The 25,413-nt window shown below is 62.9% G+C and carries 16 protein-coding genes and 2 pseudogenes; 11 read left to right on the forward strand and 7 right to left on the reverse strand.

Translation table 11 applies throughout. The features are described from left to right. Positions 1-36: 36 nt before the first annotated feature. Positions 37-591 (reverse strand): TetR/AcrR family transcriptional regulator, encoded by a 555-nt coding sequence (locus tag LOKO_RS09850; RefSeq protein WP_201025309.1) that lies wholly within the window; start codon positions 589-591, stop codon positions 37-39. A 369-nt stretch (positions 592-960) separates the two neighbouring features. Between LOKO_RS09850 and LOKO_RS09855 the strand changes: the two genes are divergently transcribed. The 5 genes from LOKO_RS09855 (at position 961) to LOKO_RS09875 (ending at position 6,067) form a co-directional block, all read left to right on the forward strand. After that, positions 961-1,812 (forward strand): cation diffusion facilitator family transporter, encoded by an 852-nt coding sequence (locus LOKO_RS09855; protein WP_235588833.1) that lies wholly within the window; start codon positions 961-963, stop codon positions 1,810-1,812. A gap of 105 nt (positions 1,813-1,917) precedes the next feature. After that, positions 1,918-2,514 carry an exopolysaccharide biosynthesis protein gene (locus LOKO_RS09860; protein WP_066448377.1) on the forward strand — a complete coding sequence of 199 codons (597 nt, stop codon included), beginning with the start codon at positions 1,918-1,920 and terminating at the stop codon, positions 2,512-2,514. Between the two features lie 110 nt (positions 2,515-2,624). Further along, entirely contained in the window at positions 2,625-3,575 is a 951-nt protein-coding gene (locus LOKO_RS09865) for a threonine ammonia-lyase (RefSeq protein WP_066448380.1), read from the forward strand. A gap of 87 nt (positions 3,576-3,662) precedes the next feature. Continuing rightward, complete coding sequence (locus tag LOKO_RS09870; protein WP_066448383.1) at positions 3,663-4,334, forward strand: TetR/AcrR family transcriptional regulator; 672 nt, start codon at positions 3,663-3,665, stop codon at positions 4,332-4,334. Between the two features lie 14 nt (positions 4,335-4,348). Beyond that, complete coding sequence (locus LOKO_RS09875) at positions 4,349-6,067, forward strand: acyl-CoA dehydrogenase family protein (RefSeq protein WP_470303294.1); 1,719 nt, start codon at positions 4,349-4,351, stop codon at positions 6,065-6,067. Positions 6,068-6,112: 45 nt separating this feature from the next. Here the strand turns inward: LOKO_RS09875 and LOKO_RS09880 are convergent, their stop codons facing one another. The 3 genes and pseudogenes from LOKO_RS09880 to LOKO_RS20175 form a co-directional block, all read right to left on the reverse strand. After that, complete coding sequence (locus LOKO_RS09880; protein WP_066448390.1) at positions 6,113-10,036, reverse strand: ATP-binding protein; 3,924 nt, start codon at positions 10,034-10,036, stop codon at positions 6,113-6,115. Positions 10,037-10,068: 32 nt separating this feature from the next. Next, positions 10,069-10,704, reverse strand: coding sequence for a MiaE family protein (locus tag LOKO_RS19880; RefSeq protein WP_066452310.1), 636 nt, complete (start codon positions 10,702-10,704; stop codon positions 10,069-10,071). Positions 10,705-11,097: 393 nt separating this feature from the next. After that, positions 11,098-11,241, reverse strand: a pseudogene (locus tag LOKO_RS20175) (DUF1289 domain-containing protein); the annotation flags it as partial. Positions 11,242-11,533: 292 nt separating this feature from the next. Here LOKO_RS20175 and acnB point away from each other — a divergent pair. The 4 genes from acnB (at position 11,534) to LOKO_RS09905 (ending at position 17,801) form a co-directional block, all read left to right on the forward strand. Then, positions 11,534-14,137, forward strand: a complete 2,604-nt coding sequence (acnB, locus tag LOKO_RS09890; RefSeq protein ID WP_066448391.1) for a bifunctional aconitate hydratase 2/2-methylisocitrate dehydratase — start codon at positions 11,534-11,536, stop codon at positions 14,135-14,137. A 346-nt stretch (positions 14,138-14,483) separates the two neighbouring features. Beyond that, entirely contained in the window at positions 14,484-15,086 is a 603-nt protein-coding gene (locus LOKO_RS09895; RefSeq protein WP_066448395.1) for a porin family protein, read from the forward strand. 150 nt (positions 15,087-15,236) lie between these two features. After that, positions 15,237-15,725, forward strand: coding sequence for a ribonuclease E activity regulator RraA (gene rraA / locus LOKO_RS09900; protein ID WP_066448398.1), 489 nt, complete (start codon positions 15,237-15,239; stop codon positions 15,723-15,725). A 192-nt stretch (positions 15,726-15,917) separates the two neighbouring features. After that, positions 15,918-17,801: a glycerophosphodiester phosphodiesterase family protein gene (locus LOKO_RS09905; protein WP_201025310.1), complete on the forward strand. Its 1,884-nt coding sequence runs from the start codon at positions 15,918-15,920 to the stop codon at positions 17,799-17,801. A gap of 18 nt (positions 17,802-17,819) precedes the next feature. On the opposite strand, the gene ggt is transcribed toward LOKO_RS09905, so the two are convergent. Both ggt and ppsA read right to left on the reverse strand, forming a co-directional pair. Beyond that, complete coding sequence (ggt, locus tag LOKO_RS09910; RefSeq protein ID WP_083517537.1) at positions 17,820-19,649, reverse strand: gamma-glutamyltransferase; 1,830 nt, start codon at positions 19,647-19,649, stop codon at positions 17,820-17,822. 105 nt (positions 19,650-19,754) lie between these two features. Further along, the gene (gene ppsA / locus LOKO_RS09915) at positions 19,755-21,878 is read right to left on the reverse strand and encodes a phosphoenolpyruvate synthase (RefSeq protein WP_235588834.1); all 2,124 of its coding nucleotides are present in this window, start codon (positions 21,876-21,878) and stop codon (positions 19,755-19,757) included. A gap of 40 nt (positions 21,879-21,918) precedes the next feature. Here ppsA and LOKO_RS09920 point away from each other — a divergent pair. Together LOKO_RS09920 and LOKO_RS09925 are read left to right on the forward strand one after the other, a co-directional pair. Beyond that, positions 21,919-22,809 (forward strand): annotated as a pseudogene (locus LOKO_RS09920) (GTP-binding protein); the annotation flags it as partial. Positions 22,810-22,984: 175 nt separating this feature from the next. After that, entirely contained in the window at positions 22,985-24,307 is a 1,323-nt protein-coding gene (locus tag LOKO_RS09925; protein WP_066448400.1) for a D-alanyl-D-alanine carboxypeptidase, read from the forward strand. A 66-nt stretch (positions 24,308-24,373) separates the two neighbouring features. Here LOKO_RS09925 and LOKO_RS09930 read toward each other — a convergent pair whose 3' ends face one another. Beyond that, positions 24,374-25,018 (reverse strand): DUF1826 domain-containing protein, encoded by a 645-nt coding sequence (locus tag LOKO_RS09930; protein WP_066448402.1) that lies wholly within the window; start codon positions 25,016-25,018, stop codon positions 24,374-24,376. Positions 25,019-25,413 lie beyond the last annotated feature (395 nt).

A 25,413-nucleotide genomic window follows, 5' to 3' on the forward strand; every position in this document is an offset into this window, starting at 1 on the left:
GCGTACCGGCCCGAGCGGCCAGCGAAGCAGACAGGGCTACTTCTTGGCCAGGGCTGCGGCGACTTGCTCGGACACCTCTTCTCCCACCTCGGTGATGATGCTGCTGGCCTGTTGACTGCGCGCCATGATCAGGGCGCCTTCCAGGCAGGCGACGATCATCCGGGCAAGGCGCTCGGCTCTTGCCGGCGCCAGCCCCGCCGCCAGGAGGACATCGTGGTACATCCGAGTCCAATCTTCCAGCGCGGCCCGGCAGGCTGCGGCCAGTTCGCTGGACACTTCCGGCGCGTCCAGAATGATGGGGGCGACAGGGCAGCCAAAGCGGTATTCGGAATCTGTCATCTCTGCCGAGGCGGCCCGGAAAAACAGGCGCACACCCTCCGCCGGGGTCGTGCCTTGTGCCAGGCTCTCCCGCAGGGCCTGAGAGGCCTCGTCAATGCCTGCTTGCATGGCTTCCAGCACCAGCGTCTCCTTGCCGCCGGGGAAGTGGAAATACAGTGACCCCCGGGGAGCGCCGCTCTCGCTGAGGATATCGTTGAGGCTGACGCCATGGAGGCCCCTCGCCTGGATCAGGCGCAGGGTCGTTTCGATCATTCGGGTTCTGGTGGTTTTGGTCATAGGTGGTTTTTAGCAGCATTGACGAAATATGACGACCGGTCTATATAATATGATACTCGGTCTAGTCCCGGCTTCAAAAGGCCCGGCGGCACCGAGACAGCGCCATCTCACATCTCGTACGAGACACGACGAGGAGGCCACCATGAAACAGATGCATTCCTCAAACGAATACGCCGGGGTTGCGGTCCGGCCTCACCATGAGGCCGCGGCCCGTACCTGGGACCTTGGCGGGCAGCACTATGACAACATCAGCTTCGGCGTGTCGGATGCCCTCGCCCATGCGGCGCAGAGGCTCAACCCACAACCCGGACAGCNTAGAAGGCGGGCTCGATGGTGCGCACGAACATGGCAATGATCCTTGTGGGTCCTGACAGTGATGTCCTGTCGAAGCGGGGCGTCAAGAGCCAGCATTGCCCCGAGCAAGCGCTAGGTCAAGTGGCGCTATTGGCCCTGGTGGTCGCCCGGCTTGCCATGCGCGAGGCCAGCCAGCGCTTTCAGCACGGCTATTGGCACCTGGAGCCGTTGGTCGCCGCGCTCAACGGCAGCATCCTGATGCTGCTGTGCTTCTATGCCTTTCTCAACGCGGTTCAGGGGCTGCTGGAGGGAGGGCGAGAACTCGCCTTCGATATCGCCATTGTCTATGCCGTGGTGGTGGCAATCATCTGCTTCACCATGTATGCCTATCAGCGACGCCTCAACCGCCGGGCGGATTCGGAATTCGTGCGTATCGACATGCAGGGGTGGTTGATGGCGGCGTTGATCACCACCTCACTGCTGGTGGCGTTTTCCATAGCGCTGGGGCTTGAGCGGACGGCCTACGCCTACCTGACTCCCTACGTGGATTCGCTGTTGCTGATGATACTGACCTTCTGTTTCATGCCGGTGCCCATCGGCATTGTGCGGCGTGCCCTGAAGGAGGTCTTCCTGATTGCCCCCAGCCAGATCGACCGCGAAGTGCATGCCGCCATGAAGCCCGTGATGCAGCGCGAGGGGCTGGTCGAGTACTTCAGCCACGTGGCCAAGGCGGGTCGCGGCCACTATATCGAGATCCATATCGTCACCACCCCCGAGTTTGCCGCCGGGCGAGGCATTGCGGTGCTCGACGAGATCCGCGAGGAGATTGCCGCGAAGCTGAGCCCTCCACCGGAACGGCGCTGGTTCACGGTGGCCTTCACCGCCGACCCACGCTGGGCGTAGGCTGGCCCCGCGCCTCAGCGCTACCGACACAACCAGGCTCGGAATTCGGCCCATGGTCCTGGAATGGCTATGCTGAACCTGCCTTCGGCCCTGACAGGAGTCACTATGGAAGAGGAACCCAGGGAACCTCACAATCTGGCAGAACTGATCGATGTGATCGAGGCGATCGAGTCACCTTCAGGCCGAATCAGCTTCGACGAAGTGCTGGAAGCCGCGGGGCGACGCTCCTTCGGCCCCCTGCTGCTGCTGGCAGGCCTAGTGACGCTCATACCCGTCATCAGTGGCATCCCGGGAGTCCCATCGCTGATGGGCCTTTTCACATTGCTGGTCTGCGTACAGATGCTCATCGGACGGCGCACCTTCTGGCTACCCGCCTGGCTACGAAATCGAACCGTCGACAGTAATAAGGTACGCAAGGGGCTGAAATGGATGCACAAGCCGGCACACCTGGTCGACCGGATGCTGTATCGACGCCTCTCCTTCATGGTGGGAAAGTCGAGCATGCAGCTGATTGCAGTGGCCTGCCTGATGCTCGCCTTGGCCATGCTACCAATGGAATTCGTGCCCTTCTCCGCGAACTTAGCGGGGGTGGCGCTCACGCTATTCGGGCTCGCCCTGATAGCCAGGGATGGCGTGTTGGCGATTATTGGCTTTCTGGTCTGGGGAACGATACTGGCAGGAATCATTCACTATCTGATATAGCGCTCTCCGTCTGACTGGCCTTCCTCCGTGTGGCATTACCCTCTCTTTCTGGCGTAACTTGAATTATCTAGCCCGGCTTTCGTTCTCCAGCATAGGGGTAGTCGTTAGATATGATTCACTTGCAGCAAGTCCAGCAGGCAAGAGCCTCCATTGCTCCGATGCTCTCTCCCACGCCCCTGCTGCTCGACCACGCCTTGTCCGACCGCTTTGGTCGACGCGTCCTGTTCAAGTGTGAACTCTTCCAGCGCACCGGCTCCTTCAAGGCGCGTGGCGGGCTCTACTGGGTACGCACGGCCTCCCGGGCGGAGCTTGCCGGTGGCCTGGGTGCCGTCTCCGCCGGCAACCACGCGCTGGGCCTGGCCTGGGCGGCGCGCAAGGCGGGTGTACCGGTCACCATCGTGATGCCCGAGAACGCCAGTCGCTTCAAGGTAACGGGCAGCCGCGAGCTGGGGGCCGAGGTGATCCTGCATGGCGATATCAACGACGCCTGGGCACTGATGCATCAGCTGGTCGAGGAGCGCGGGCTGACGCTGGTGCATCCCTACGACAACGAGCGCATCATCGCCGGCCAGGGTACGGTGGGGCTGGAAATTCTCGAACAGGCGCCCAAGGCATCGGTCATCGTCTGCCCCGTTGGCGGCGGCGGACTGATTTCGGGCATCGGGGTCGTCACGGCGGCAATGCGCCCTGAACTCGCGCTGGTCGGGGTCGAGCCGAGCGGGGCTGCCAGCATGGCCCATGCCTGGGCCAGCGGCGCACCGGCCCCGCTGGCCCAGGTGGCCACCTGCGCCAAGAGCCTGGCCGCCGCAGTGGTCGGCGATTACACCTACCCGCTGTGCCTGGCCAATACCCAGGAGCTGGCAAGCGTAGGGGAAGGTGCCATCCGCCGCGCCATGACACACCTGATCTATCAGACCAAGCTGCTGGCCGAGCCCGGTGCCGCGGTGGGTGTCGCCGCCCTGCTTGAGAACGCAGTGGAACTGCCGCCCCGCGGGGATATCGTGGTGGTGATCACCGGAGGCAATATGAGCGGCGAGGAATTGGGAGAATTTCTTAACTGAGCGGCAAAGGTCAGCCGGAGACAAGATTGCAGCTCCGCAAGAGATGAATTACAGTTCATTTCATTCATGAACCTGGATTCATTCCTTATGGCCTATCGACAGACTCCCTCCGTGGAGGCTCGCCTGCAGGACAATCGCAGCCGCATTTTGAGGGCCGCTAGAACGCTCGTCAGCGAAGGCGGCTGGAAAGAAGCTCAGGTTGCCAACGTGGCAGCAGTAGCAGGCATTGCCACCGGCACGGTCTATCGTTACTTCCCCTCCAAAGCCGACCTTTTTACCGAAGTGCTGTCGAAGGTTTCACAACGCGAAGTGGATGTGATGAGTGAGATTGCCGCCAGCGAGGCCTCGGCATCCGTTCGGCTGCATTCAGCCATCTCGACCTTCGTATGCCGTGCCATGCGCAACCCCCGCCTTGCGTATGCGCTGATCGCAGAGCCATGCGACAAGGCCATCGACGCCGAGCGAATGACCTACCGTGCCGCCATCAGTGAAGTGGTGCGCATGATCATCGCAACAGGCCAGTCCAGTGCAGAGATGCGCAGCGACATTCGATCGGACATTGCCGCCTCCGTGATTGTTGGTGGCTTCATGGAAGCCCTGATTGGCCCGCTGTCTCCATTCAGTCAACAGCAACATCAGGATACGGATAGCTATCAGCGCGAAGTGGCAGCTCTGGCCGACCAGATCGCTACGCTGGCCTGTACAAGCGTGGCACCTGCTCCGAATACGGTACGACAACTCCCCAGGAGAACAACATGAACAAGCTCCTCGATATGGCATCCGCCGGCTCCCCTTCCAGCCGCTATAACACCCATGTGGTACGCAACCAGGCCAAACCCGCCTGCGGCTTCAATGCTTTCACTGGCGACACCGTACTCAGCGCTGCCATTGCCCGTGAGGCGCCTTGGGCTCAGACCCATTGCGAAACCTTGGGCGCCGTGGCCGGAGACGACACCGTGCAGGAACTGGCACGACTCGCCAATCGTCACCTCCCGGAGCTCAAAACCCACGACCGCTTCGGAAACCGCATCGACTGGGTGGAGTTTCATCCCAGTTGGCACGAGTTGATGGCACTCGCCTGGAAGCACGAAGTACCGAACTTGGCCTGGCGCAGCAATGCACCCGGCAGCCACTTCGCCCGAGCGGCACTCTCCTACCTGTGGAATCAAGTGGAACACGGAACTGCCTGCCCTACCGGCATGGCCTATGCGGCCGTTGCCGGTTTCCAAAGCGAACCCGCGCTGGCTATCTGGGCTGAAAAAGCCAAGGGCACCGAATATGAGTTCAGCCGCCGGGAAGTGGCCGAGAAGCCCTCGGTGGTCATCGGTTACGCCATGACCGAAAAGCAAGGTGGATCCGATCTGCGCGAGACGCAAACCACCGCCCGGTTTGTCGAATCTTCCCATTACCATGGAGCAACGGCGCATTGGTACGAGCTGACCGGGCACAAATGGTTCTGCTCCGTACCGCAGTCGGACGGTTTCTTCACCCTCGGCAAGGTGGGCGACGAGGTCACCTGCTTCTTCCTGCCCCGCACGCTCCCCGACGGTAGCCATAACCGCTTCTATATCCAGCGGCTGAAAGACAAGGCCGGCAACCGCTCTAACGCCTCCAGCGAAGTGGAGTATGCGGGCACGCTGGCAATTCGAGTCGGTGAGGAGGGCAAGGGAATCCGCGAAATTCTCTCACACGCTCACCTGACACGGCTCGATTTCGCGGTGGGCTCTGCGGGGTTGATGCGACAGGCCCTGACTCTGGCTTTGCAGCACACCACCACGCGTAGTGCGTTTGGCACCAGCATCGCAGCTCGACCCATGATGACCAATGTACTGGCAGACATGGCAGTTGAAGTTGAAGCCGCGACGCTGATGGCGCTGCGCGTAGCCAAGGCTACCGACCAGCTGGAGCACAACGAGCACGAGAGGATGTTGGCTAGAATCGCTACGCCGGCAGCGAAGTACTTCAACTGCTCTCGGGCGCCGGCAATCGCCAACGAAGCGCTGCAGTGCCATGGCGGCAACGGCTTCATCGAGGAAAATCCCATGGCTCGCCTGTATCGCGAGGCGCCGCTCAACAGCGTATGGGAAGGCACAGCCAATATGATGTGCATGGACGTTCGCCGCGCCATGCTCAAGGACTCTCGTAGCATCGACGCTCTGTTTGATGAGCTGGCACCACTGGCCGGCCAGGACGAGCGCTTCGATGGATTGGTGCAGTACACACGGAAACTCGTCAACGAAGCACTGCTGGATGAGTTCTTGGCACGCCCCATGACCGAGGCCGTAGCACGCGTAGTGCAGGCAGCGGAATTGATGCGCTACGGCAGCCAGGAGGTAACCGATACCTTCCTCGACACCCGCTGTGCCAACCTAAGCAGCGCCTGGGGCTCGCACTTTGGCACACTAGCGATGAGTATCGACAAAGCCGCTGCATGGCGAATCGTGGAACGGGCTATCNTTCTTCATGCCACGCTGGAAACGCCAGGCGCCTGACGACGCCAGTCGCGATGCGGAGCCGGAGCGCCGAACCGAGAGCTCCTATAGCTGTGATTCGGCGTTCTCCGCTTGAGGCAGGCGACGGTCGAGCAGGGTGCGCCAGCGTACCAGTACCGGGGCGTCACTGTGGGTGACGTTGTTCAGCAGTTCACGGAAAAGTTCGCGGGCTGCTTCGTCACGGGCGTCGACCAGGGTCAGCCAGGCTTCCAGGGCGCAGAGTTCCTGATGCCGGTTGTCGTGAAGGCGGGCAAATTCCAGCGCTTGCTCCACCAGCAGGCGAATCTCGGCCTGCGGACGCGCCAGGAGATGACGGACGCGGGCCAGCTGAACCGCCAGCTCGGGCACGAACAGGGTGCTTCGCTCGCGGGCGATGAGCAGACACTGGTCGAGATAGTCTTCTGCGCTTGCCAGCTCGTCGAGGGCAATGCAGGCATCGCTGTACCAGAGGTTGGGTCGGTGATAGCGGTCACGGCCGGTGATTTCACCAAATTCCTCCTGGGCGCCGTCCATGATTCGCAGGCCGTCGCGGTCGCCGGATAGCGCCCGACGCCAGCCCAGCACGCCCTGTGCCGACACCTGCCAGAGGTGAAGATCCGGGGTCTCGGTCAGTGTCACTGCCTGCTCGGCGCGTTGAGCGGCCAGATGCACATGGCCAAGCTGACGGTAGAGCGCGGCGGCAAACAGCAGTGCCATGGCCAGCGAGCCGGGGTGGCCGATTCGCTCGGCCAGGCGAATGGCCGATTCGACCTGCTGTTCGGCACGACGATAGTCGCCGCGCAGGCAGATCGCCCAGCCCTGGAAGCAGGCGGCAGCTACCTGAGGGTGTTCCGAGAACGGTAGCCACTCGATCATCATCGGCTGTTCGAGGGGCGCGATTTCATCGAGATGGTCGTAGGCCTGGCTGACACGCCCGGCCCAGTATTCGCAGTTGGCGCGCGCATAGTCGGCCAGGCGGTGGTAGCGCGGGTCTTCCAGCCGGCTGGCAATGGAGGCCAGGCTGGCGGCCAGGGAGAAGGCATCGGCATGCGCGTGGCGCTGACTGCAGCCAACCCAGAGGCCCCATTTGACCAGGAAGGCCTGCTCAAGATCTTCGGTGTCGTCGGCACTGCAACCTTCACACTGAACCAGCAGTTCGCGAGCGCGGACGAAGCTTTCGTGAGCGGTGGGCGAACCGTGCCCTTCCAGGGCGAAAGCGGCCTGGCCACGCACGGTGAGCAGACTGACCTCTCGCTCGGCCTGCTCCTCGACGTGGCGCAGGCTGGCAAGGCCGAAGTCGGCCATTTTCAGGGCCGTGCGGTTGGCGCTGACCTTGAGCGCTTCACGGGCCGCCAGTTCGAAGTAACGTGCACCGCGGGCGTAGTGGCCGCTGCGGCGCAGGTGGGTGGCGAAATCGCCCGGGTGCCGGCCGATCCACATGGGGAAGCGCTCTTCGATCAGGCTCACTACCTGACGGTGGATACGCACGCGAACGTCCCGCGGACAGGAGAGGTAGGCGGCTTCCTGAAGCAGCTGATGGCTGAACTGGTATTCCCGACAGCCGCCCTCGCCGCCGGCGGATTCAATGATCTCCAGGCGACGCATCTGCTCCAGGGCACGATTCAGCTGCGGCATTTCCCAACCGCTGCATTCGGCCAGGAAGTCCAGGCGGAAGCGACGGCCAAGCACGGCAGCCACATGGGCGACTTCCCGGTCGCCGTCGAGCTGGTCGATGCGCCCTGCCAGCAGCCCCAGCAGGCCACGCGGCAGTTCGTCGAGATGGACGCTGCGCCCTTCCCGGCGGTCGATCTCCAGGCGACGACAGATCTCCTGCATGTAGAGCGGCACACCATCGCAGCGCTCGATGATCTGTCCGCGCAGGCGCGGACTGAGGTGCAGGCGGTAACGTCGTGCCAGCTGCGAGAGCAGGCGCGACGACTGCATGGCATCGAGGTGGCCAAGGGTGACCTGCTGGTCCCAGTGCAATCGTGTGGGCAAGGCCTCGCGGCCGTGGTGGCTGGCCACGAGCAGGAAGGCGCAGTTGATTGGCAGCCGCGCCTGAAGGCCGGCCAGCACGCGGAAAGAGGGTTCGTCGAGCCACTGCAGGTCATCGATCATCAGCACCTGGGTGCGCTCGAGGGCATGCTTCTCGATGACACGGCACAGTATGGCAACGACAAGGTCCGCTGCCTCGCCGCTCTTGGCGAGCTGCGCCACTTCGGGGGTTTCGCGTACCCCAAGCGCCTCTTCCAGGAGGCTCAGCTGGTGGCTGCCAAGGGCCAGGTCGGCGTGCTCCTCGAGCAGCTCCGCCAATGTCTCGACGGTGAGTTCGCCATCAAGGCGCCAGCGCAGCAGGGCTCTTGCCACGCCGTAGGGTTCCAGCACCGAGAGGCGCGTGGTGGGCTGCCAGCAGATCGCCGCATCGCGGCTCAGCTCCAGCTGACGGAAACCCACCATCAGCGCCGACTTGCCCATGCCCGAGGCGCCTCGTACCAGCACACTCTGGCGCAGGCCAATGCCGGCACGGGCAAGGGCGTCACGCAGAGTGCGCAGCGGCGTTTCGCGACCGACCAGGCTGGGCGGCATGGCATCGCGCCCGCCTTCGTTGTGGCCCAGCACCAGGGCGCGCAGGCGTACGCGGCCGTCACTCGCCACCAGTCGCGAGGAGAGACGCGGCTGCAGGTCCAGTGCCGGCGGCATGTGCTGGCTGGCCTCCTGGGAGATAACCAGTTCGCTGCCTTCCGCAGCGGTCATCAGCTCGAGAGCGTTCTGGGTTACCTGCCCCAGCGGGTCGACCAGTTGCCGCTCGGGCAGATAGACCACGCGGCCGCTGTTTAGGCCGGCGGCAAGTTCGATACGCGGCGCATCGTCCGCGCCGCTCCAGTGACGCGCGATTTCGTCGGGCAGCACCCGGCGACAGTGTTCATACAGGGCAACCAGTTCGGCCAGCTGGTGGGCCGGGCCGTGGGTGCCGAAGCAGGCCAGGCCCAGGCCACCGGTGGCACCGGGCAGCCAGAATCCGCCCAGGTGATGACACTGCTGCTCGAGCCAGCGCATCAGCTCGATCTGCAGCGCCAGGCAGGCCCGGGTCTCGTCCCGGGCCGAGAATTCACCTTTCACACGCAGGCGAATGGCCATGACCGAGAGCTGGCGCTGCTCGATTTCGTCTTCCCTTAGCGGCGAGCTGCCGGCCGCCAGGGTGCGCGAGAAGGCGCCCTGGGAAGAGAGGCCGTGAAGGTCGGGATTGCCATCGGACCAGTAGCGTGCCAGCTGCAGGAAGCCGGGCTCGGGCTGCTGACCGGAGAGGGCCAGCAGCTGCAGGTAGGCGCTGTACTGTTCGTGGGCGGCCGCCAGCTGGCCCTGTTCAGCAAGCTGGCGCACCAGGCGTTCGTGGAAGGGGCCATAGCCGGAGAAGCGGCTGACCAGGGCCTGCAGCAGGTGGTCGGGAATCTCGTCGTTGCCCTCGAGTATGGCCTCGGCAAAACGGATCACCCGCTGGCGCCATTCGTTGCGTAGCTGAACCAGCCAACGCTGGAATTCGGTGCAGGAAGGCAGCTGCAGTTCCTCGACCAGGTCGCCGCGGTACCGTTGAAGCAGCCGTTCCAGGGTTGCGATATCCTTGGGTCCATCGAGGAGCTGCTGAAGTTCGTGCAGATCGAAATGCCAGCTCTCGGGAAGTCGGAAGGCAATGGTCTGGCGGGATACCACCAGCACCCGCTCTGCCTCTTCGCCCAGCGACTGTCGCAAGCAATGCAGGGCATGGCGCAGGTTGGTGCGCCCTGAAGAGAGGCCCTGGTCGGGCCACAGCAACTCGGCCAGGCTGGCCCGGTTGACGGGTTGCTGGTGCAGCAGCAGATAGACCAGTAGCGCCTTGACCTTGTCGTAACTGAACTGAGTCAGGACGTCATCGCCCAGTGTCAGTGAAAACTGTCCAAACAGCGCTAGCTGATCCCATTCGTTATTATGAACGTCTTGTGGAGCGTCCTGCATGTTGGGAACCCTGCATGGCGAAAGCGGTGGCCTCAGCCCGGCACACCACTATGAAAACGAAACGCCTTGTCCGGCGTGACTATCAGCTCTGCTTCGCGTTCGGCGAAAAAGGCAACCCGGTCGTCGATGGGTCCTGGAGCGAGATGCCGCGCCAACATTAGATAATCCTCGTAATGACGACCTTCCGACTTAACCAGAGTGCGGTAGAACTTGGCAAGCTCGAGGTCCAGGTGCGGAATCAGTCGAGCAAACCGTTCACAGCTGCGTGCCTCGATAAAGGCACCAATAATCAGAATATCGACCAGCCTCGCTGGTTCTTGAGCGTCAATGTGCTGGCGTAGCCCTTCCGCATAGCGGGAAGCGCTGAGATGCCGATAGACGATACCCCGACTCTCCATCAGTTTCACTACCTGCTCGAAGTGCAGCAGCTCCTCCCGGGCAAGCTGCGACATCTTGGTCAGCAGCAACGGTTCGTTGACGTAACGATAGAGAAGACTCATTGCCGTCGAGGCTGCCTTCTTTTCACACTGTGCATGATCGATCAACAGCAGCTCGGGATTCTCGAGCGCCCAGGCGATCCAGCCATCGGGTGTCGCGCAGTTGAGGAAATCCAGCAGGTCCGGTGGCAACAGTGACTCGTCACTTGGCACTTCCGCTATCTCGGGCATGGTTTCGGGCATAGTCCTGGGCATAGTCCTGGGTACAGTCTCGGCAAGAGTCTCGGGCATGGCATGAACTGGGGTGTGACGCAGTCGATAGCTCGGTGGTGCATCGCTAGTTTCCAGAGTGCGGCGTTCGGCGGCCTCATTCAGCGCCTGGCTGAGCCGTGCATGTAGTTCAGCAACATCCAGGCCGAGGGCCGCTTCACTCGGCTCCAGCCCATAGCGTCGCAGTGCCTGGATGCGGGTGCGCCCCACCCGCAGCAGTTCCACCGCTCGCGAGAGCGCCGGCTGCTCGGGCCTGAAGCGGATCCGGTATCGCCGCAGCTGCGCTTCGAGGCAATCGGCATCGATCACCTTCAGGAAGCGACCGGCCACGCTCTCTCGCAGGGCATCCAGCTCGGCCATGCGTGCTGCACGCTGGTCACCGGAAAGGCCAAACCACTCGAGGATCTCGTCATCGCCGCGCTGGCAGCCCCGACAGACCGGATCGCCAAGCGTGGTGGAACAGAGCCCTACACAGGGCGATGTGATGCTGCCAGCCATGGCGCTTCCACCTTGGTCTGTACCCGTATTTATTCGCTGCCATGGTAACGCGCTCGCGTGCGACAGGCACCTGTCGACGACACTTCATGCTACCTAATTTGTAGCTGCACGAACATTGCGCCGACCAAAGTTCAAGGCGGCCGCCAAGGGGGTCGCCTTAACATTGTCGACAGTTTGGCGTAGAATCGCCGCACCCAGTGACCCGGTTGTTTCACTAGCCAGAGCCGTCATTTCGCCGCTGCTGATCGTGCATCGGCTTGCTTTGGCCACCACTATAGAAGAGGGCCCCAACGTGCTTGAAGCCTATCGCCAACATGTCGAGGAACGCGCCGCCGAGGGCGTCCCACCGAAGCCTCTCAACGCCGAGCAAGTCGCCGCCCTGGTCGAACTGCTGAAGAGCCCGCCCGCCGGCGAAGAGGAGTTCGTGCTCGATCTGCTGACCAACCGCGTTCCCCCGGGCGTGGACGAGGCAGCCTACGTCAAGGCCGGCTTCCTGACCGCCATCGCCAAGGGCGAGGCCAGCTCTCCGCTGATCGACAAGGTGCATGCCGTCAAGCTGCTGGGAACCATGCAGGGTGGCTATAACATCGTCTCCCTCGTGGAATTGCTCGACGACGCCGAACTGGCCAAGGAAACCGGCGAACAGCTCAAGCACACCCTGCTGATGTTCGACGCCTTCCACGACGTGGAAGAGCGTGCCCGCGCCGGCAATGCCGTGGCCAAGGACGTCATGCAGTCCTGGGCCGAGGCCGAGTGGTTCCTCTCCAAGCCCGCCCCGGCCGAGAAGATCACCCTGACCGTGTTCAAGGTGCCCGGCGAGACCAACACCGACGACCTCTCCCCCGCTCCGGACGCCTGGTCGCGCCCCGACATTCCGCTGCATGCCAATGCCATGCTCAAGAACGAGCGCGAAGGGATCAAGCCCGAAGTGCCCGGCACTACCGGTCCGCTGCAGCAGATCGAGGAAGTGAAGGCCAAGGGTTTCCCGGTCGCCTACGTGGGCGACGTGGTGGGAACCGGCTCATCGCGCAAGTCCGCCACCAACTCGGTGCTGTGGTTCTTCGGCGACGATATTCCCAATGTGCCCAACAAGCGGGCCGGCGGCTTCTGCTTCGGCGGCAAGATCGCCCCGATCTTCTTCAACACCATGGAAGATTCCGGCGCCCTGCCCATCGAGATGGACGTTGCCAACATGGAAATGGGCGACGTCATCGACGTCTACCCCTATGAAGGCAAGGTGTGCAAGCACGGCACTGACGAGCTCGTCACCACCTTCGAACTCAAGACCCAGCTGATCCTCGACGAAGTGCGTGCCGGTGGCCGCATTCCGCTGATCATCGGCCGTGGCCTGACCGGCAAGGCGCGCGAGTCGCTGGGCCTGGCTCCCTCCGATGTCTTCCGCCTGCCCGAGCAGCCCGTCGACACCGGCAAGGGGTTTACCCTGGCCCAGAAGATGGTCGGCAAGGCCTGCGGCATGGACGGCGTCCGCCCGGGTATGTACTGCGAGCCGAAGATGACCACCGTGGGCTCCCAGGACACCACCGGCCCGATGACGCGCGACGAGCTCAAGGACCTGGCCTGCCTGGGCTTCCAGGCCGACCTGGTGATGCAGTCCTTTTGCCACACCGCCGCCTATCCCAAGCCGGTGGACGTGGATACCCACCACACCCTGCCTGACTTCATCATGAACCGTGGCGGCGTCTCGCTGCGTCCCGGCGACGGCATCATCCACAGCTGGCTGAACCGCATGCTGCTGCCCGACACCGTGGGCACCGGCGGCGATTCCCACACCCGCTTCCCGATGGGCATCTCCTTCCCGGCGGGCTCCGGCCTGGTGGCCTTCGCCGCCGCCACCGGCGTGATGCCGCTGGACATGCCGGAATCGGTGCTGGTTCGCTTCAAGGGCAAGCGGCAGCCCGGCGTCACCCTACGTGACCTGGTCCACGCCATTCCCTACTACGGGATCAAGAATGGCCTGCTGACCGTGGCCAAGGCCGGCAAGAAGAACGCCTTCTCCGGCCGCGTGCTGGAAATCGAAGGCCTTGACGACCTCACCGTCGAGCAGGCCTTCGAGCTTTCCGATGCCTCCGCAGAGCGCTCTGCCGCCGGCTGCACCATCACCCTGAGTGAGGAGAGCGTCGCCGAGTACCTGAAGTCAAACATCACCCTGCTGAAGTGGATGATCAGCAACGGTTATGGCGAAGAACGCACCATCGGCCGCCGCATCGCGGCGATGGAAGAGTGGCTGGCCAACCCGAGCCTGATGCGCGCCGACAAGGATGCCGAGTACGCCGAGGTCATCGAGATCGATCTGGACGAGATCAAGGAGCCGATCCTCTGTGCGCCGAACGACCCGGACGATGCCCGCCTGCTTTCCGAAGTGGCCGGCGAGACGATCGACGAAGTGTTCATCGGTTCGTGCATGACTAACATCGGCCACTTCCGCGCCGCGGGCAAGCTGCTCGAGAAGCAGCCGGCCGGCAGCCTCAAGACCCGCCTGTGGCTGGCACCGCCGACCAAGATGGACCAGCATCAGCTGACCGAGGAAGGGTATTACGGAATCTACGGCCGCGCCGGTGCGCGCATGGAAATGCCGGGCTGTTCGCTGTGCATGGGCAACCAGGCCCGGGTTGCCGCCAAGAGCACCGTGGTTTCCACTTCGACCCGCAACTTCCCCAACCGCCTGGGCGATGGTGCCAACGTCTATCTGGCGTCTGCGGAACTGGCTGCGGTTGCCGCTGTGGAAGGCCGCCTGCCGACCGTCGAAGAGTACCAGCGTTACATGGGCGAGTTCGACGCCATGGCCGGCGAGATCTATCGTTACATGAACTTCCATGAAATCGAGGAGTATCAGAAAGCGGCCTCGAATGTGATTCCCGTAGCTCAGGAAGCCTGATAAACTACGACCCCGGAAGCATTATTTCGACTCCGATGCTCGCAACATCGATGGCCCCACCCAAGGGTGAAGGCCGGAGCCGATGACCAAAGCGCCCCTTATTGGGGCGCTTTTTTATGCGTGTTCGTTCGAGACATGCCAAAGGCAACGACTGCAAACTTTCGTAACGCAAGTCAGCTTGTGACGGCAAGACTCCGAGACTAGGTTAAAGATGTGATAGCAAGTCATAGCTCTGTGATTGGGTAACGTTCTGCACTGCCTGAACGCATCCGTATTGATGAGCAAATGGCTTCACAACGAAAAAAAGCCAAGGATATCAAGGCAAAGGGACATCAAGGAGAAACAAATGTCGAAAAAACAACTCCTGACTGCTTCGCTCGCCTCTACCGCTCTGCTTGCCGCCAACGCCGCACTCGCCACCCCCCCGCATCAACCGTATGCCTATCTCGGCCTGGGCACCGGCTTCAGCTCACTGGAAAACGACCGTGACGAGGTCGACAACTTCATCGAAAGCGGAGGTCGCAACTTCAGCATCGACGATGACGGCAACGTCTGGAAGGGCTTCGCCGGCTATCAGATCAATCGCTTCCTGGCGGCGGAAGTCTTCTATGCTGACCTCGGCAGGGTGCGACTGCGCGGCCAGGACGGCGCCAGTACCGATCTGGAGTCCACCGCCTACGGTGCCAACCTGGTCGGCCAGTTCCCGGTGACGCCCTGGTTCAGCCCTTATGCCAAGGTTGGAGTCGCCAACTGGGAAACGACTGTCGAGGGCAATCTTGGCGATGCCAGCCTCGAGCTGCAGGACAATGACGGCTTCGACCCGGTCTACGGGGTCGGCGCTCAGTTCAACTTCAACCCGGTCATGCTACGGGCCGAGTACGAGCGCTACGACTTCGATAGCGACTACACTATCGACACCTTCACCGCCTCGGTGGGTTTCAGCTTCTAGCGACTCTCTCCCTCTCACCACACATGACGCCGGGCCTCGCCCGGCGTCGTTGTATCTAGATGATAGCTCCGACGAAACGACGACGGAGACATCGCAGGAACTGTGGCATCATCATGTGATCACTCCATTTCTCCAGGCAAGGAGCCCTGCATGAGCGCCATCATCACGCCAGACATCTGCGACGCCCACCCCGAAGTGAAGGTACTCGACCCGATCTTCGTCAACTTCGGCGGCCGCGAGGCGTTCTGCGGACCGGTACGCACCGTGAAATGCTTTGAAGACAATTCGCTGGTCAAGGAAGCGGTTGCCGAAGGCGGTAACGGTGCGGTGCTGGTCGTGGATGCCGGTGGCTCGCATCGCTGCGCCATGCTGGGTGACATGCTGGCCGAGCAGGCGGTCGACAATGGCTGGTCCGGCGTGGTGATGTACGGCTGCGTACGCGATGTCGACGTACTGGCAGAAACCGACCTGGGGGTGCAGGCCCTCGGCACCCATCCGCGCAAGAGCGACAAGCGCGGCGAAGGGCAGCGGGACGTACCCGTCACCTTCGCCGGCGTCACCCTCAAGCCCGGCCAGTGGCTGTACGCCGACAACAACGGCATCGTCGTCGCCGAAGCGCGTTTGCCGCTGGAGGGGTGAGGCTGCACCTACAACGCAGGGTTTGGGGTTCTGTTGGAGCGCTCGGTTCGGCGCTCCGAGTCCCCATCGCGACTGGCGCCGGTAGGCGCCTTGGCGGAGGCTGCAACGCCAGCGATTATCGCTACCATCGCTCTTGCCTTCTCCACTTCTTCAATGCCACTCTAACATCATGAATCCCAACGACTCGCAATCGTGCTGACTCCCTCATCGCTGGCAATAGACGTGCTGCGCAGCCTGCGAGAGCATCTGCGCCCTCTGGTGGCGTACCACCTGTTCTTCACCCTGCTCGCTTCGAGCCTGCTGCTGCCGTCCGCTGCATGGGCCTTGACCAGCCTGTTGGGCCGTATCAGCCAACCGGTGATCACCAACGCCGAGCTGATGGGCTTGCTGCTCACGCCTGCCGGGTTGCTCTGGGCACTGGCGGCGATTGGCATGGTGTTCGTGGTGCTTTTCCTGCAGCAGGCGGGGATGATTCTGGTAGCGGTTCGCCGACGCGATAACCACTACCAGCTCGCTTTCATTGCCCTGTGGCAGACCCTGCACCGGGCGCCGGCGCTGATCGGGCTGGTGGTGGTGCAGGTCGGGGCTCACCTGCTGTTGATGCTGCCTGTAGCACTGCTGCTCGGCTGGCTCTATGACCTGATCGTCGGCGGGATGGACCCCTATTACGTACTCAGGGTGCGCCCCCCTGCCTACTGGCAATACCTGGCCGCTGCCACACCGCTGGTCTTGGCCTGGGCCTATGTGGCGTCGACTCTCTATTTCCGCTGGATTCTGGCGCTGCCCATCGTCACCCTGGAGCAGGCCACCCCCCTGGCCGCACTGAAACGCAGCCGCGACCTGACGCGGGGCAGCAAGGGACGGGTGGCAATGGTGGTACTGGGGCTGCTGCTGGTGATCATTGCCCTTCCCTTCATCGCCACCTGGATCTTCGATCGCATCTTCACCCCCATGCTCTGGTGGTTGCCTGAGCGAAATGCGGTGCTTATTCCAGCCATGCTGGCCTATCTGACCGGCTATGTGCTGGTGACGTTGGCTATCACCTTCATCGGTATCGCCGCCAACGCACTGCTGTCCGCCTGCCTCTATCTGCGACTGGCTCACCGCGAGCCCCGGCCTGCCGCACCGCCGCCGGATGCCCACCCTGGCCGCCTGGCATGGGGCGTTGAGCTTGGGGTCGTGATCTTCGCCCTGGCCCAGGCCTGGTGGATCGTGAATAGTTTCGAACTGCGCGATGACGTGACCAATATCGCTCACCGCGGGAGTTCCATGGCCGCTCCGGAGAACACGCTGGCGGCTGTCGAGCAGGCGATAGTGGACCGTGCCGACTATGTCGAGATCGATGTGAGACTGTCGGCCGATGGGGAGGTGGTGGTCTATCACGACCGCAGCCTGCAGAGACTTGCCGGCGATCCCCGCAATGTCCGCGATCTGACGCTGGATGAACTGCAGGCTTTCGATGTGGGCAGTTGGTTTGGTGACGCTTTCGTCGGAGAGCACATCCCTACCTTGGATGAGGCGCTGGAGACAGTGAGAGGGCGCAGCGCCCTGATGATCGACATGAAGCCCGACCCGGGCGGCGAGCTCGCGCTGGTCGAGGCGGTACTGGAATCGATTCGGCGAGAAGCGATGGCTAGAGAGCAGTGCCTCGACATGCTCTCGCCGGCACAATCTGCGACCCGCTGCGGGAATCCCGATGTGATAGCCGAAACCCGCGTCGCGGTAATGTCGCCGGGCGTCGTTCAGATGGTCAAGGAGCGAGAACCCGAGCTGCGCGTTACCCTCCTTGCCCAGCTGGTCATGCCGGGCACTCTGGAGCGGCGTGGCTTCGATGCGCTGGGCCTGCGGCATAACCGCATTACCGAAAACGAGATACGCCTGGCCCGCGAGCTGGGCTACGAGGTACATGCCTGGACGGTCAATGACCGGGCCCGCATGTCGCAGCTGATTGACCTCGGCGTTGACGCCATCATCACGGACTACCCGGACCGCCTTACTGAACTGATGCGGGACCGCCGTGAACTCGGTGATGGCGCCCTGCTGCTGGTCAAGCTGCGCAACTGGTTGCGGCGATGAGCCTCAATCTCCCATGCCTCAATCTCCCATAACCACGCCTTCACGCCGTGGATCGGCACCGCCGAAGAAGCCTTCCTCGGTTTTCATGATCGCCTGCAGGCCGCTTGTCAGCTCTCGCTCGCTGGCTTCATGGCCACGCTCATTCAGCGCCTCCAATACGGACGCATCGAAGCGCCCCTCCTCGAAGAAGGCCGGCCCACCCAGGGTAATGGCGTGGGGAAGCTCCAGCGCTTCCTGGGCGTTCAATCCCCAGTCGAGCATTGCCACCAGCGCCTTGGCGGTGTAGTGGATAATCGCCGCTCCACCCGGTGACCCCAGGCTCGCAATCAACTCGTCACTTTCCCGATCGAAGACCAGGGTCGGGCTCATGCTCGAGCGCGGCCGCTTGCCGGCTTCCACCCGGTTGGCAATCGGCGTGCCGTCGGCATCCAGGGGACGGAAGGAGAAATCCGTCAGCTCGTTGTTTAGCAGATAGCCACCCGGCAGGCCAGTGCCGCCATCGGCGAGCATGCGTGAGCCGAATGCCGCCTCTATGGTGGTGGTCATGGCCAGGCCATTGCCCTCCTCGTCGATGATGCTGATGTGGCTGGTGCCATATTCCGGCTGGTTCGGCTGCACTGCCCAGGAGGTTTCAAGCTTGCCAGGCCTGCCCGGCCGGGCGCCATCGGGGCCCATGCTCTGCTCTTCGATGCTTTCGGCGCGAAGGGCGAGATAGTCGGGTTCGAGCATGGTGCTCCAGCTTCCTCCCGGGGGATCGACGAAATCCGGATCGGCGATATACTTGCCGCGATCGGCAAAGGCAAGCCGCGAAGCCTCGAGGAAGCGATGCCACCATTCGACGCTCGGCTGGCCTTCTTCCACGGGCGCCTCCAGTTCCGGCAGATGCTCCATGGTGCCGAGTATCTGCATGATGGTCAGGTGGCCCGACGACGGAGGCGGAAAGCCGCAGACACGATAGGCTTTCCAGTCGGTGCAGAGGGGATCTCGCTGCAAGGCGACATAGGTCGCCATGTCCTCGAGACTGATGGCGCCGGGACGATCCGGGTGACCCTGGACCCGATGGACCAGGTCCTCGGCAATACTGCCGGTATGCATCGCCTTGCTGCCGTGTTCGGCAATCTCGCGCAGGATGGCAGCCAGTGCAGGATTCTTCAGCTTGTGTCCTTCCGCGAGCGGCTCACCATCCTCGGTGTAGTAAAAGGCACCGCCCCGGGCATCGTCACGCAGCCGTTCTTCCCCGGCAAGGCTGGTGTGCAGCCGATGACTGACAGCAAACCCCTCCTCGGCGAGGGTGATGGCGGGGGCGAACAGTTCTGCCCAGGGCAGCTTGCCGTGCTCATCGTGGGCCAGCTCCAGCATGCGCACGGTGCCGGGCACACCCACCGAAAGCCCGCTTGCGGCGGCATCCATGAACTCGAGCGGCTCACCATCCCCATTGAGAAACAGCGACTCGCTGGCGGCCCGGGGAGCCGTTTCACGCCCGTCAAAGGCCGTCACGTCACTGCCATCGTAATGCATCAGGAAAGCGCCACCCCCGATGCCGCTGGACTGGGGCTCGACCAGTGTCAGCACCATTTGTACGGCAATGGCGGCATCCACCGCCGAACCACCGGCCCGGAGAACCTGATAGCCGGCGTCGGTGGCGAGCGGATTCGCCGCCGCAACCGCGAAGCGCTCGGTTGCCCAGCCGGGCTTTTCAGTGTACCCGGAGGCCTGTTCCGGCTCGATGGCGGGGGCCGAGTACTCGAACGTAACGTCAGCAAGGGCGACGAGCGGCAAACCGAGCATGGTGGCAGATACAACAATGCCTAACCAGTTGCGACGCAAGGAAGCTGTTTGATAATCCATTATAAAGACCCTCGGTAACTCCGTGTAAGAGGTATACAGCATAGGCGAAAAAAGGCCCGTTTGACGACTATCAAACGGGCTGTTTAGTGACTTGGTGTATCGGTATTACTCGATTGTTTCCCCCGCCAGCATGAACCAGGTTTCAAGTACCGCATCCGGGTTCAGGGAAACGGAGTCGATACCCTGCTCCATCAACCACTTGGCCAGATCCGGATGGTCGGAGGGGCCCTGGCCGCAGATGCCGACATACTTGCCCTGCGCCTTGCAGGCCTGGATCGCCATGGAGAGTAGCTTGAGCACCGCCGGGTTTCGCTCATCGAAGAGGTGAGCGACGATACCGGAGTCGCGGTCCAGACCAAGGGTCAACTGGGTCAGGTCGTTGGAGCCAATCGAGAAGCCATCGAAGTGTTCGAGAAACTCGTCGGCCAGCAGCGCGTTGGCCGGCAGCTCGCACATCATGATCACCTTAAGGCCGTTGTCGCCCCGCTTCAGGCCGTTGGCCGCCAGCAGTTCGACGACTTCACGCGCCTCGTCGGTGGTGCGCACGAAGGGCACCATGATCTCGACGTTGTCGAGGCCCATCTCGTCACGCACGCGCTTGAGCGCCTTGCACTCCAGTTCGAAACAGGGACGGAAAGCGTCGGAGATATAGCGTGAAGCACCGCGGAAGCCCAGCATCGGGTTCTCTTCGCCGGGCTCATAGAGCTTGCCGCCGATCAGGTTCTCGTACTCGTTGGACTTGAAGTCTGACAGCCGCACGATGACGCGCTGCGGGTGGAAGGCCGCCGCCAGGGTCGAGATGCCCTCGACCAGCTTGTCGACGTAGAAGGTCACCGGGTCGGTATAGCCGGCGGTACGCATGTCGATGGTCTGCTGCAGCTCCAGCGGCAGGGTCTCGTACTCGAGCAGCGCCTTGGGATGGACCCCGATCATGCGATTGATGATGAACTCCAGCCGCGCCAGGCCAACACCGGCATGGGGCAGCCCGGCGAAGCCGAAGGCACGATCCGGGTTACCCACGTTCATCATGATCTTGAACGGGATCTCGGGCATGGCATCGACGGTGGAGACGCGACGGTCGTAATCGAGCAGCCCCTCGTAGACGTGGCCGGTATCGCCTTCGGCACAGGAAACGGTGACATCGCGGCCATCCTGCAGGGTATCGGTGGCATCGCCACAGCCCACCACGGCCGGGATGCCCAGCTCACGGGCGATGATCGCCGCGTGGCAGGTGCGGCCGCCGCGGTTGGTGACAATCGCCGAGGCGCGCTTCATGATCGGTTCCCAGTCGGGATCGGTCATGTCAGTGACCAGCACATCCCCGGCCTTGACCTTGTCCATATCGTCCGGCGAGAAAACGACCTTCACCGCACCACGCCCGATACGCTGGCCGATGGCACGGCCGGTGACCAGGGTGCGCCCCTTCTCCTTGAGGTGGAAGCGCTCCAGCTTGCCGCCCTCGAGCTGGGAGACCACCGTTTCGGGGCGCGCCTGGACGATATAGAGCTCGCCATCGTCGCCGTCGAGCGCCCATTCGATGTCCATGGGCCGAGCGTAATGCGCCTCGATGGTCATCGCCTGGCGCGCCAGGGCCATGACCTGATCGTCATTGATGCAGAAGCGAGCGCGATCCTTGAGCGGAACATCCACGGTGGAGACCGACTTGCCGGCGCTGGCATCGGCGCCATAGACCATCTTGATCAGCTTGGAACCGAGGTTGCGGCGCAGCACGGCCGGGCGACCGGCCGCCAGGGTCGGCTTGTGTACGTAGAACTCGTCCGGGTTGACCGAGCCCTGCACCACTGTCTCGCCCAGCCCCCAGGAGGCGGTGACGAACACCGCGTCGCGGTATCCGGACTCGGTGTCCAGGGTGAACATCACGCCGCTGGAGCCGGTTTCGGAACGCACCATTTTCTGGATACCCGCCGACAGCGCCACGTTCTCATGAGCGTAGCCCCGATGTACCCGGTAGGAAATCGCACGGTCATTGAAGAGGGAGGCGAAAACCTCGTGCACGGCGCGCTTGATGTTGTCGAACCCTTCGATATTGAGGAAGGTTTCCTGCTGGCCGGCGAAGGAGGCATCTGGCAGGTCCTCCGCGGTGGCCGAGCTGCGCACAGCCGCCTTGAGGTTGGGGTGCTGGGTGGCCAGCTTGTCGTAGGCGGTGCGCAGGTGTTCCTCGAAGGTAGGGGGCAGGTCGAAGCGGAGGTCTTTTGCCAGGGAAGGCAAAAGTAGCGCCCAGGGATGGGTTCACAGCGCCTCCGCGGAGGGCATTTCCGAGCCGCTGCCGGTGGCCGAGACCTTCACCTTCGAGGACGAGTCAGGGCAGAGCCTTTCCAGCGTTGCGCGGCTGGATACCCTGGTGACGGTGGTCGACGGAGCCAACTTCCTGACGCAATACCGTGAGGCGAAATCGCTGATCGAAGCCGGCGAAAGCCTGGGCGAGGAGGACGATCGCAACGTGGCCGACCTGCTGGTCGACCAGATCGAGTTCTGCGACGTGCTGCTGATCAGTAAGGCCGACCTGGTCGATGACGAGCAGATGGGTGAGCTGAAGGCGGTGCTGCGTACGCTCAACCCCGATGCGGAGCTGATTGCCATGGCCAATGGCCAGGTGTCGCTCGACAAGGTGCTCGACACCGGCCGCTTCAGCTTCGAGCGGGCGCAGCTTGCTCCGGGCTGGCTCAAGGAGATGCGCGGGGATCATGTGCCGGAAACCGAGGAGTATGGTATCTCGAGCTTTTCCTACCATGCCCGGCGGCCCTTTCACCCGCAGAAGTTCCACGAGCTATTGCATGGCGACTGGTTCGGCGGCAAGCTGCTGCGCTCGAAGGGCTTCTTCTGGCTGGCGACCCGACCACAGTTTGCCGGCCAGTGGAGCCAGGCGGGGGGCATTGCCCACTACGGTTACGCCGGCATGTTCTGGAAGGCCGTTCCCGAGTCACGTTGGCCGGACGACCCGGAATACCGCGGTTATATCATGGAAAAGTGGCAGGAGCCCTTCGGTGACATGCGCCAGGAGCTGGTCTTCATCGGCCAGCATCTCGACGAAGCGCGTATCCGCCAGGCCCTGGATGAGTGCCTTGTCAGCGAGGCAGAGCTGCTGGCTGGCAAGCAGGCCTGGGCATCCCTGCCGGACCCTTTTCCTGTCTGGGAGTGAATTCGGCAGGGGCGGCGGTAATGGCCGGACCTGCTTGCGTTGAATCATAAAACGGTATGCCGCCTGGAAACATCGCTTTTCTGGCTGTAAAGCGGACGATTCCTGTCCATACTGGGGCAAGGCCTGATGACAAAACGGCCGCAGGGAATAACCAAGGGAACTAGAGGTGTCTGCCATGTCCTCCTCCTACCGACACTACCTCGGGGTAGCCGTCTTTGTGCTGCTGGCCAGCTTGTTGCTGCTAACGGCGAAAACGGCTCAGGCCAACCCCCGCTATGCGGCTATTGTGATCGATGTCGAAAGCGGAGACGTACTGCATGCCGCGAACCCCGATGCGACCCGCTATCCGGCGTCGCTGACCAAGATGATGACGCTCTACATGCTGTTCGAGGCCATCGAGGATGGCAGCATGCATCTGCATCAGCCGCTGCCGGTATCCGCCCAGGCAGCTGCGATGCCGGCTTCCAAGCTGTGGCTCTCCGCCGGTAGCAGTATCACAGTGGAAGAGGCGATCCTTGCCCTGGTGGTGCGCTCCGCCAATGATGTTGCGGTGGTGGTGGCCGAGGCACTGGGTGGCAGCGAGCGCAATTTTGGCAACATGATGACGCAGCGGGCCCGCGAGCTGGGCATGAATGCCACCCAGTTCCGCAACGCATCGGGGCTGCCCAACAACGAGCAGGTCACCACCGCTCGCGACATGGCGACCCTGTCGATTCGCGTGATGCAGGATTTCCCGCAGTACTACCACTACTTCTCGACCCAGAGTTTTACATATCGGGGTACGACCCACACCAGCCATAACCGGCTGGTGCGCAACTATCCCGGTGCCGACGGGCTCAAGACGGGCTTCATCCGGGCTTCCGGCTTCAACGTGGCGACATCGGCGATCCGTGATAACCGCCGGGTGGTCTCGGTCGTGATGGGTGGGTTCACTGCGGCTTCCCGTGATGCCCACATGTCGGACCTGCTCGCCCGCGGCTATGCACGCCTCAACATGCTGCAGCGGGGCGACTGGATCGCCCAGGCCGATGTCTTCGGCGACAACATGGATCTGCCGGCTGCTCAGCCCGCCTCGGCGGCACCCGCAACGCAGCTGGCTTCGGTGGAGCCGGCGTCGTCGAGCGGTAGCCTGCAGGCGAGCCGGTCCGAATCCGGCACGCGTTCGACCTTCCAGTCCGAGATGGGTGCCGAGATGGGCTCCGCCGACGATCCGATCCGTGACCTGATCGCACGGGCCGATTCGCCGCAGGCGAGCGGTACCTGGGCCGTGCAAGTGGGTGCGTTCAATAACGCCGACCAGGCCCGCAGCCTGGCGTCACGGGCAGCCGACCAACTGGCCAGCCAACTGCGCGACGTGCGCGTTTCGGTGGCCGAGTCCCAGGACGAGAAGCGCGTCTTCCGTGCCCGGCTGGTCGACCTGCAGGAGAACGACGCACACAGCGCCTGCCGTAGCCTGCGCGCCACCGGCATGGACTGTATGGTGGTGGCGCACTACTAGCTACCGATTCATTGGTGCTGGTTTGCGAGCGTGTGGCGAAACGAGAAGGTGGCGCACGAGGGGCCTTCAACCGGGATCCAGCGCCAGCAGCAGGCGGCGCTCACCCGACGCGGGCTGAGGGCTGCGGTGCACCAGGCCGCGTTCCTCGTTGCCGACCCAGCCGCAGCCTTTCATCAGGGCCAGGTCGCCCACGCCAATCTGTTGAATAGCACCAGGGTCGGCAACGATATCGGGCTTGTCCGGACGCGGGGCACCGAGCCCCGCACGGTTAACGGCATGTTCGGGTAGCCACTCGCCGGCCGGGCCGGCATAGGTGCTCACCAGACGCACCGGCAGGTTGTCGACGTGGAAGCGCGGGCACATGGCGACGTCGAGCGTGCGCAGGCGAATGCCGATGGTGTCGGTCGAGAACAGATAGGCCATGGCTTCGGCGATGGTGCCGATATCCTGCACCAGTGCTTCACCGGCCTCTGGGGCGGGCAGTCGCCGTGCCAGGTCCTCCTGCATTGCCTGGCCTGGGGCGCCGCGCCAGTGCCATTCGAGGCCGCGCTGGTGGCCGAGCTGAGCCCGCACGGCCAGGGTCAGGGCCGAGTCGAGCGGACGCTCCATCACCGCCAGGGTGATATCATCCTCGAATATGCGGGGCAGTACCTCGATGTCCTGGCCGAATGCCCAGTGCGTGGAGATGTCAGCGGTGGTACGGGGCAGCATGTCGCCTCCTTTTGTAACCATATAACATATCATTTGTGCTGCGAATGCCCCCCTGATGTGGAACCGCAGGGGGGATCGAAGCAATGTCTGAAGTGACGGGTTTGAAGTAATGGGGCTGAAGTAACGGTTATGGTAGCTGGCTGAACGCTGAGAATGATTCGTTATAACATAACGTATTGGGCATGACTATTCTCTCCGCGGCTCTCTCCGCGACATGGTTTTGCCCCGTTACACCGTTCCAGTCACACCTCGACCTCTTCATGGTCGGATGCGCCATTTTGGGGCGCCGCACTTGCCGTGGTCTGCGCCAGCCATTAGGTTGTTAATCAATAAGCCCCGCCGACCCTTACGGTCGGCGGGGTGGTTTTTTGGGTCGCCAGGGTTCGGCAAGAGGG

Origin of the sequence: Halomonas chromatireducens (assembly GCF_001545155.1) — a bacterium.
Classification (GTDB): Bacteria; Pseudomonadota; Gammaproteobacteria; order Pseudomonadales; family Halomonadaceae; genus Halomonas; species Halomonas chromatireducens.

What these genes read in the sequence shown, in the direction of transcription:
- LOKO_RS09865 (WP_066448380.1), top strand. Translation starts at nt 2,625, where the DNA reads ATGATTCACTTGCAGCAAGTCCAGCAGGCAAGAGCCTCCATTGCTCCG.
- LOKO_RS09895 (WP_066448395.1), top strand. Translation starts at nt 14,484, where the DNA reads ATGTCGAAAAAACAACTCCTGACTGCTTCGCTCGCCTCTACCGCTCTG.
- LOKO_RS19880 (WP_066452310.1), bottom strand. Translation starts at nt 10,704, where the DNA reads ATGCCCGAGATAGCGGAAGTGCCAAGTGACGAGTCACTGTTGCCACCG.
- ggt (WP_083517537.1), bottom strand. Translation starts at nt 19,649, where the DNA reads ATGGATTATCAAACAGCTTCCTTGCGTCGCAACTGGTTAGGCATTGTT.
- LOKO_RS09870 (WP_066448383.1), top strand. Translation starts at nt 3,663, where the DNA reads ATGGCCTATCGACAGACTCCCTCCGTGGAGGCTCGCCTGCAGGACAAT.
- LOKO_RS09850 (WP_201025309.1), bottom strand. Translation starts at nt 591, where the DNA reads ATGATCGAAACGACCCTGCGCCTGATCCAGGCGAGGGGCCTCCATGGC.
- LOKO_RS09880 (WP_066448390.1), bottom strand. Translation starts at nt 10,036, where the DNA reads ATGCAGGACGCTCCACAAGACGTTCATAATAACGAATGGGATCAGCTA.
- LOKO_RS09855 (WP_235588833.1), top strand. Translation starts at nt 961, where the DNA reads ATGGCAATGATCCTTGTGGGTCCTGACAGTGATGTCCTGTCGAAGCGG.
- LOKO_RS09925 (WP_066448400.1), top strand. Translation starts at nt 22,985, where the DNA reads ATGTCCTCCTCCTACCGACACTACCTCGGGGTAGCCGTCTTTGTGCTG.
- LOKO_RS09930 (WP_066448402.1), bottom strand. Translation starts at nt 25,018, where the DNA reads ATGCTGCCCCGTACCACCGCTGACATCTCCACGCACTGGGCATTCGGC.
- LOKO_RS09860 (WP_066448377.1), top strand. Translation starts at nt 1,918, where the DNA reads ATGGAAGAGGAACCCAGGGAACCTCACAATCTGGCAGAACTGATCGAT.
- rraA (WP_066448398.1), top strand. Translation starts at nt 15,237, where the DNA reads ATGAGCGCCATCATCACGCCAGACATCTGCGACGCCCACCCCGAAGTG.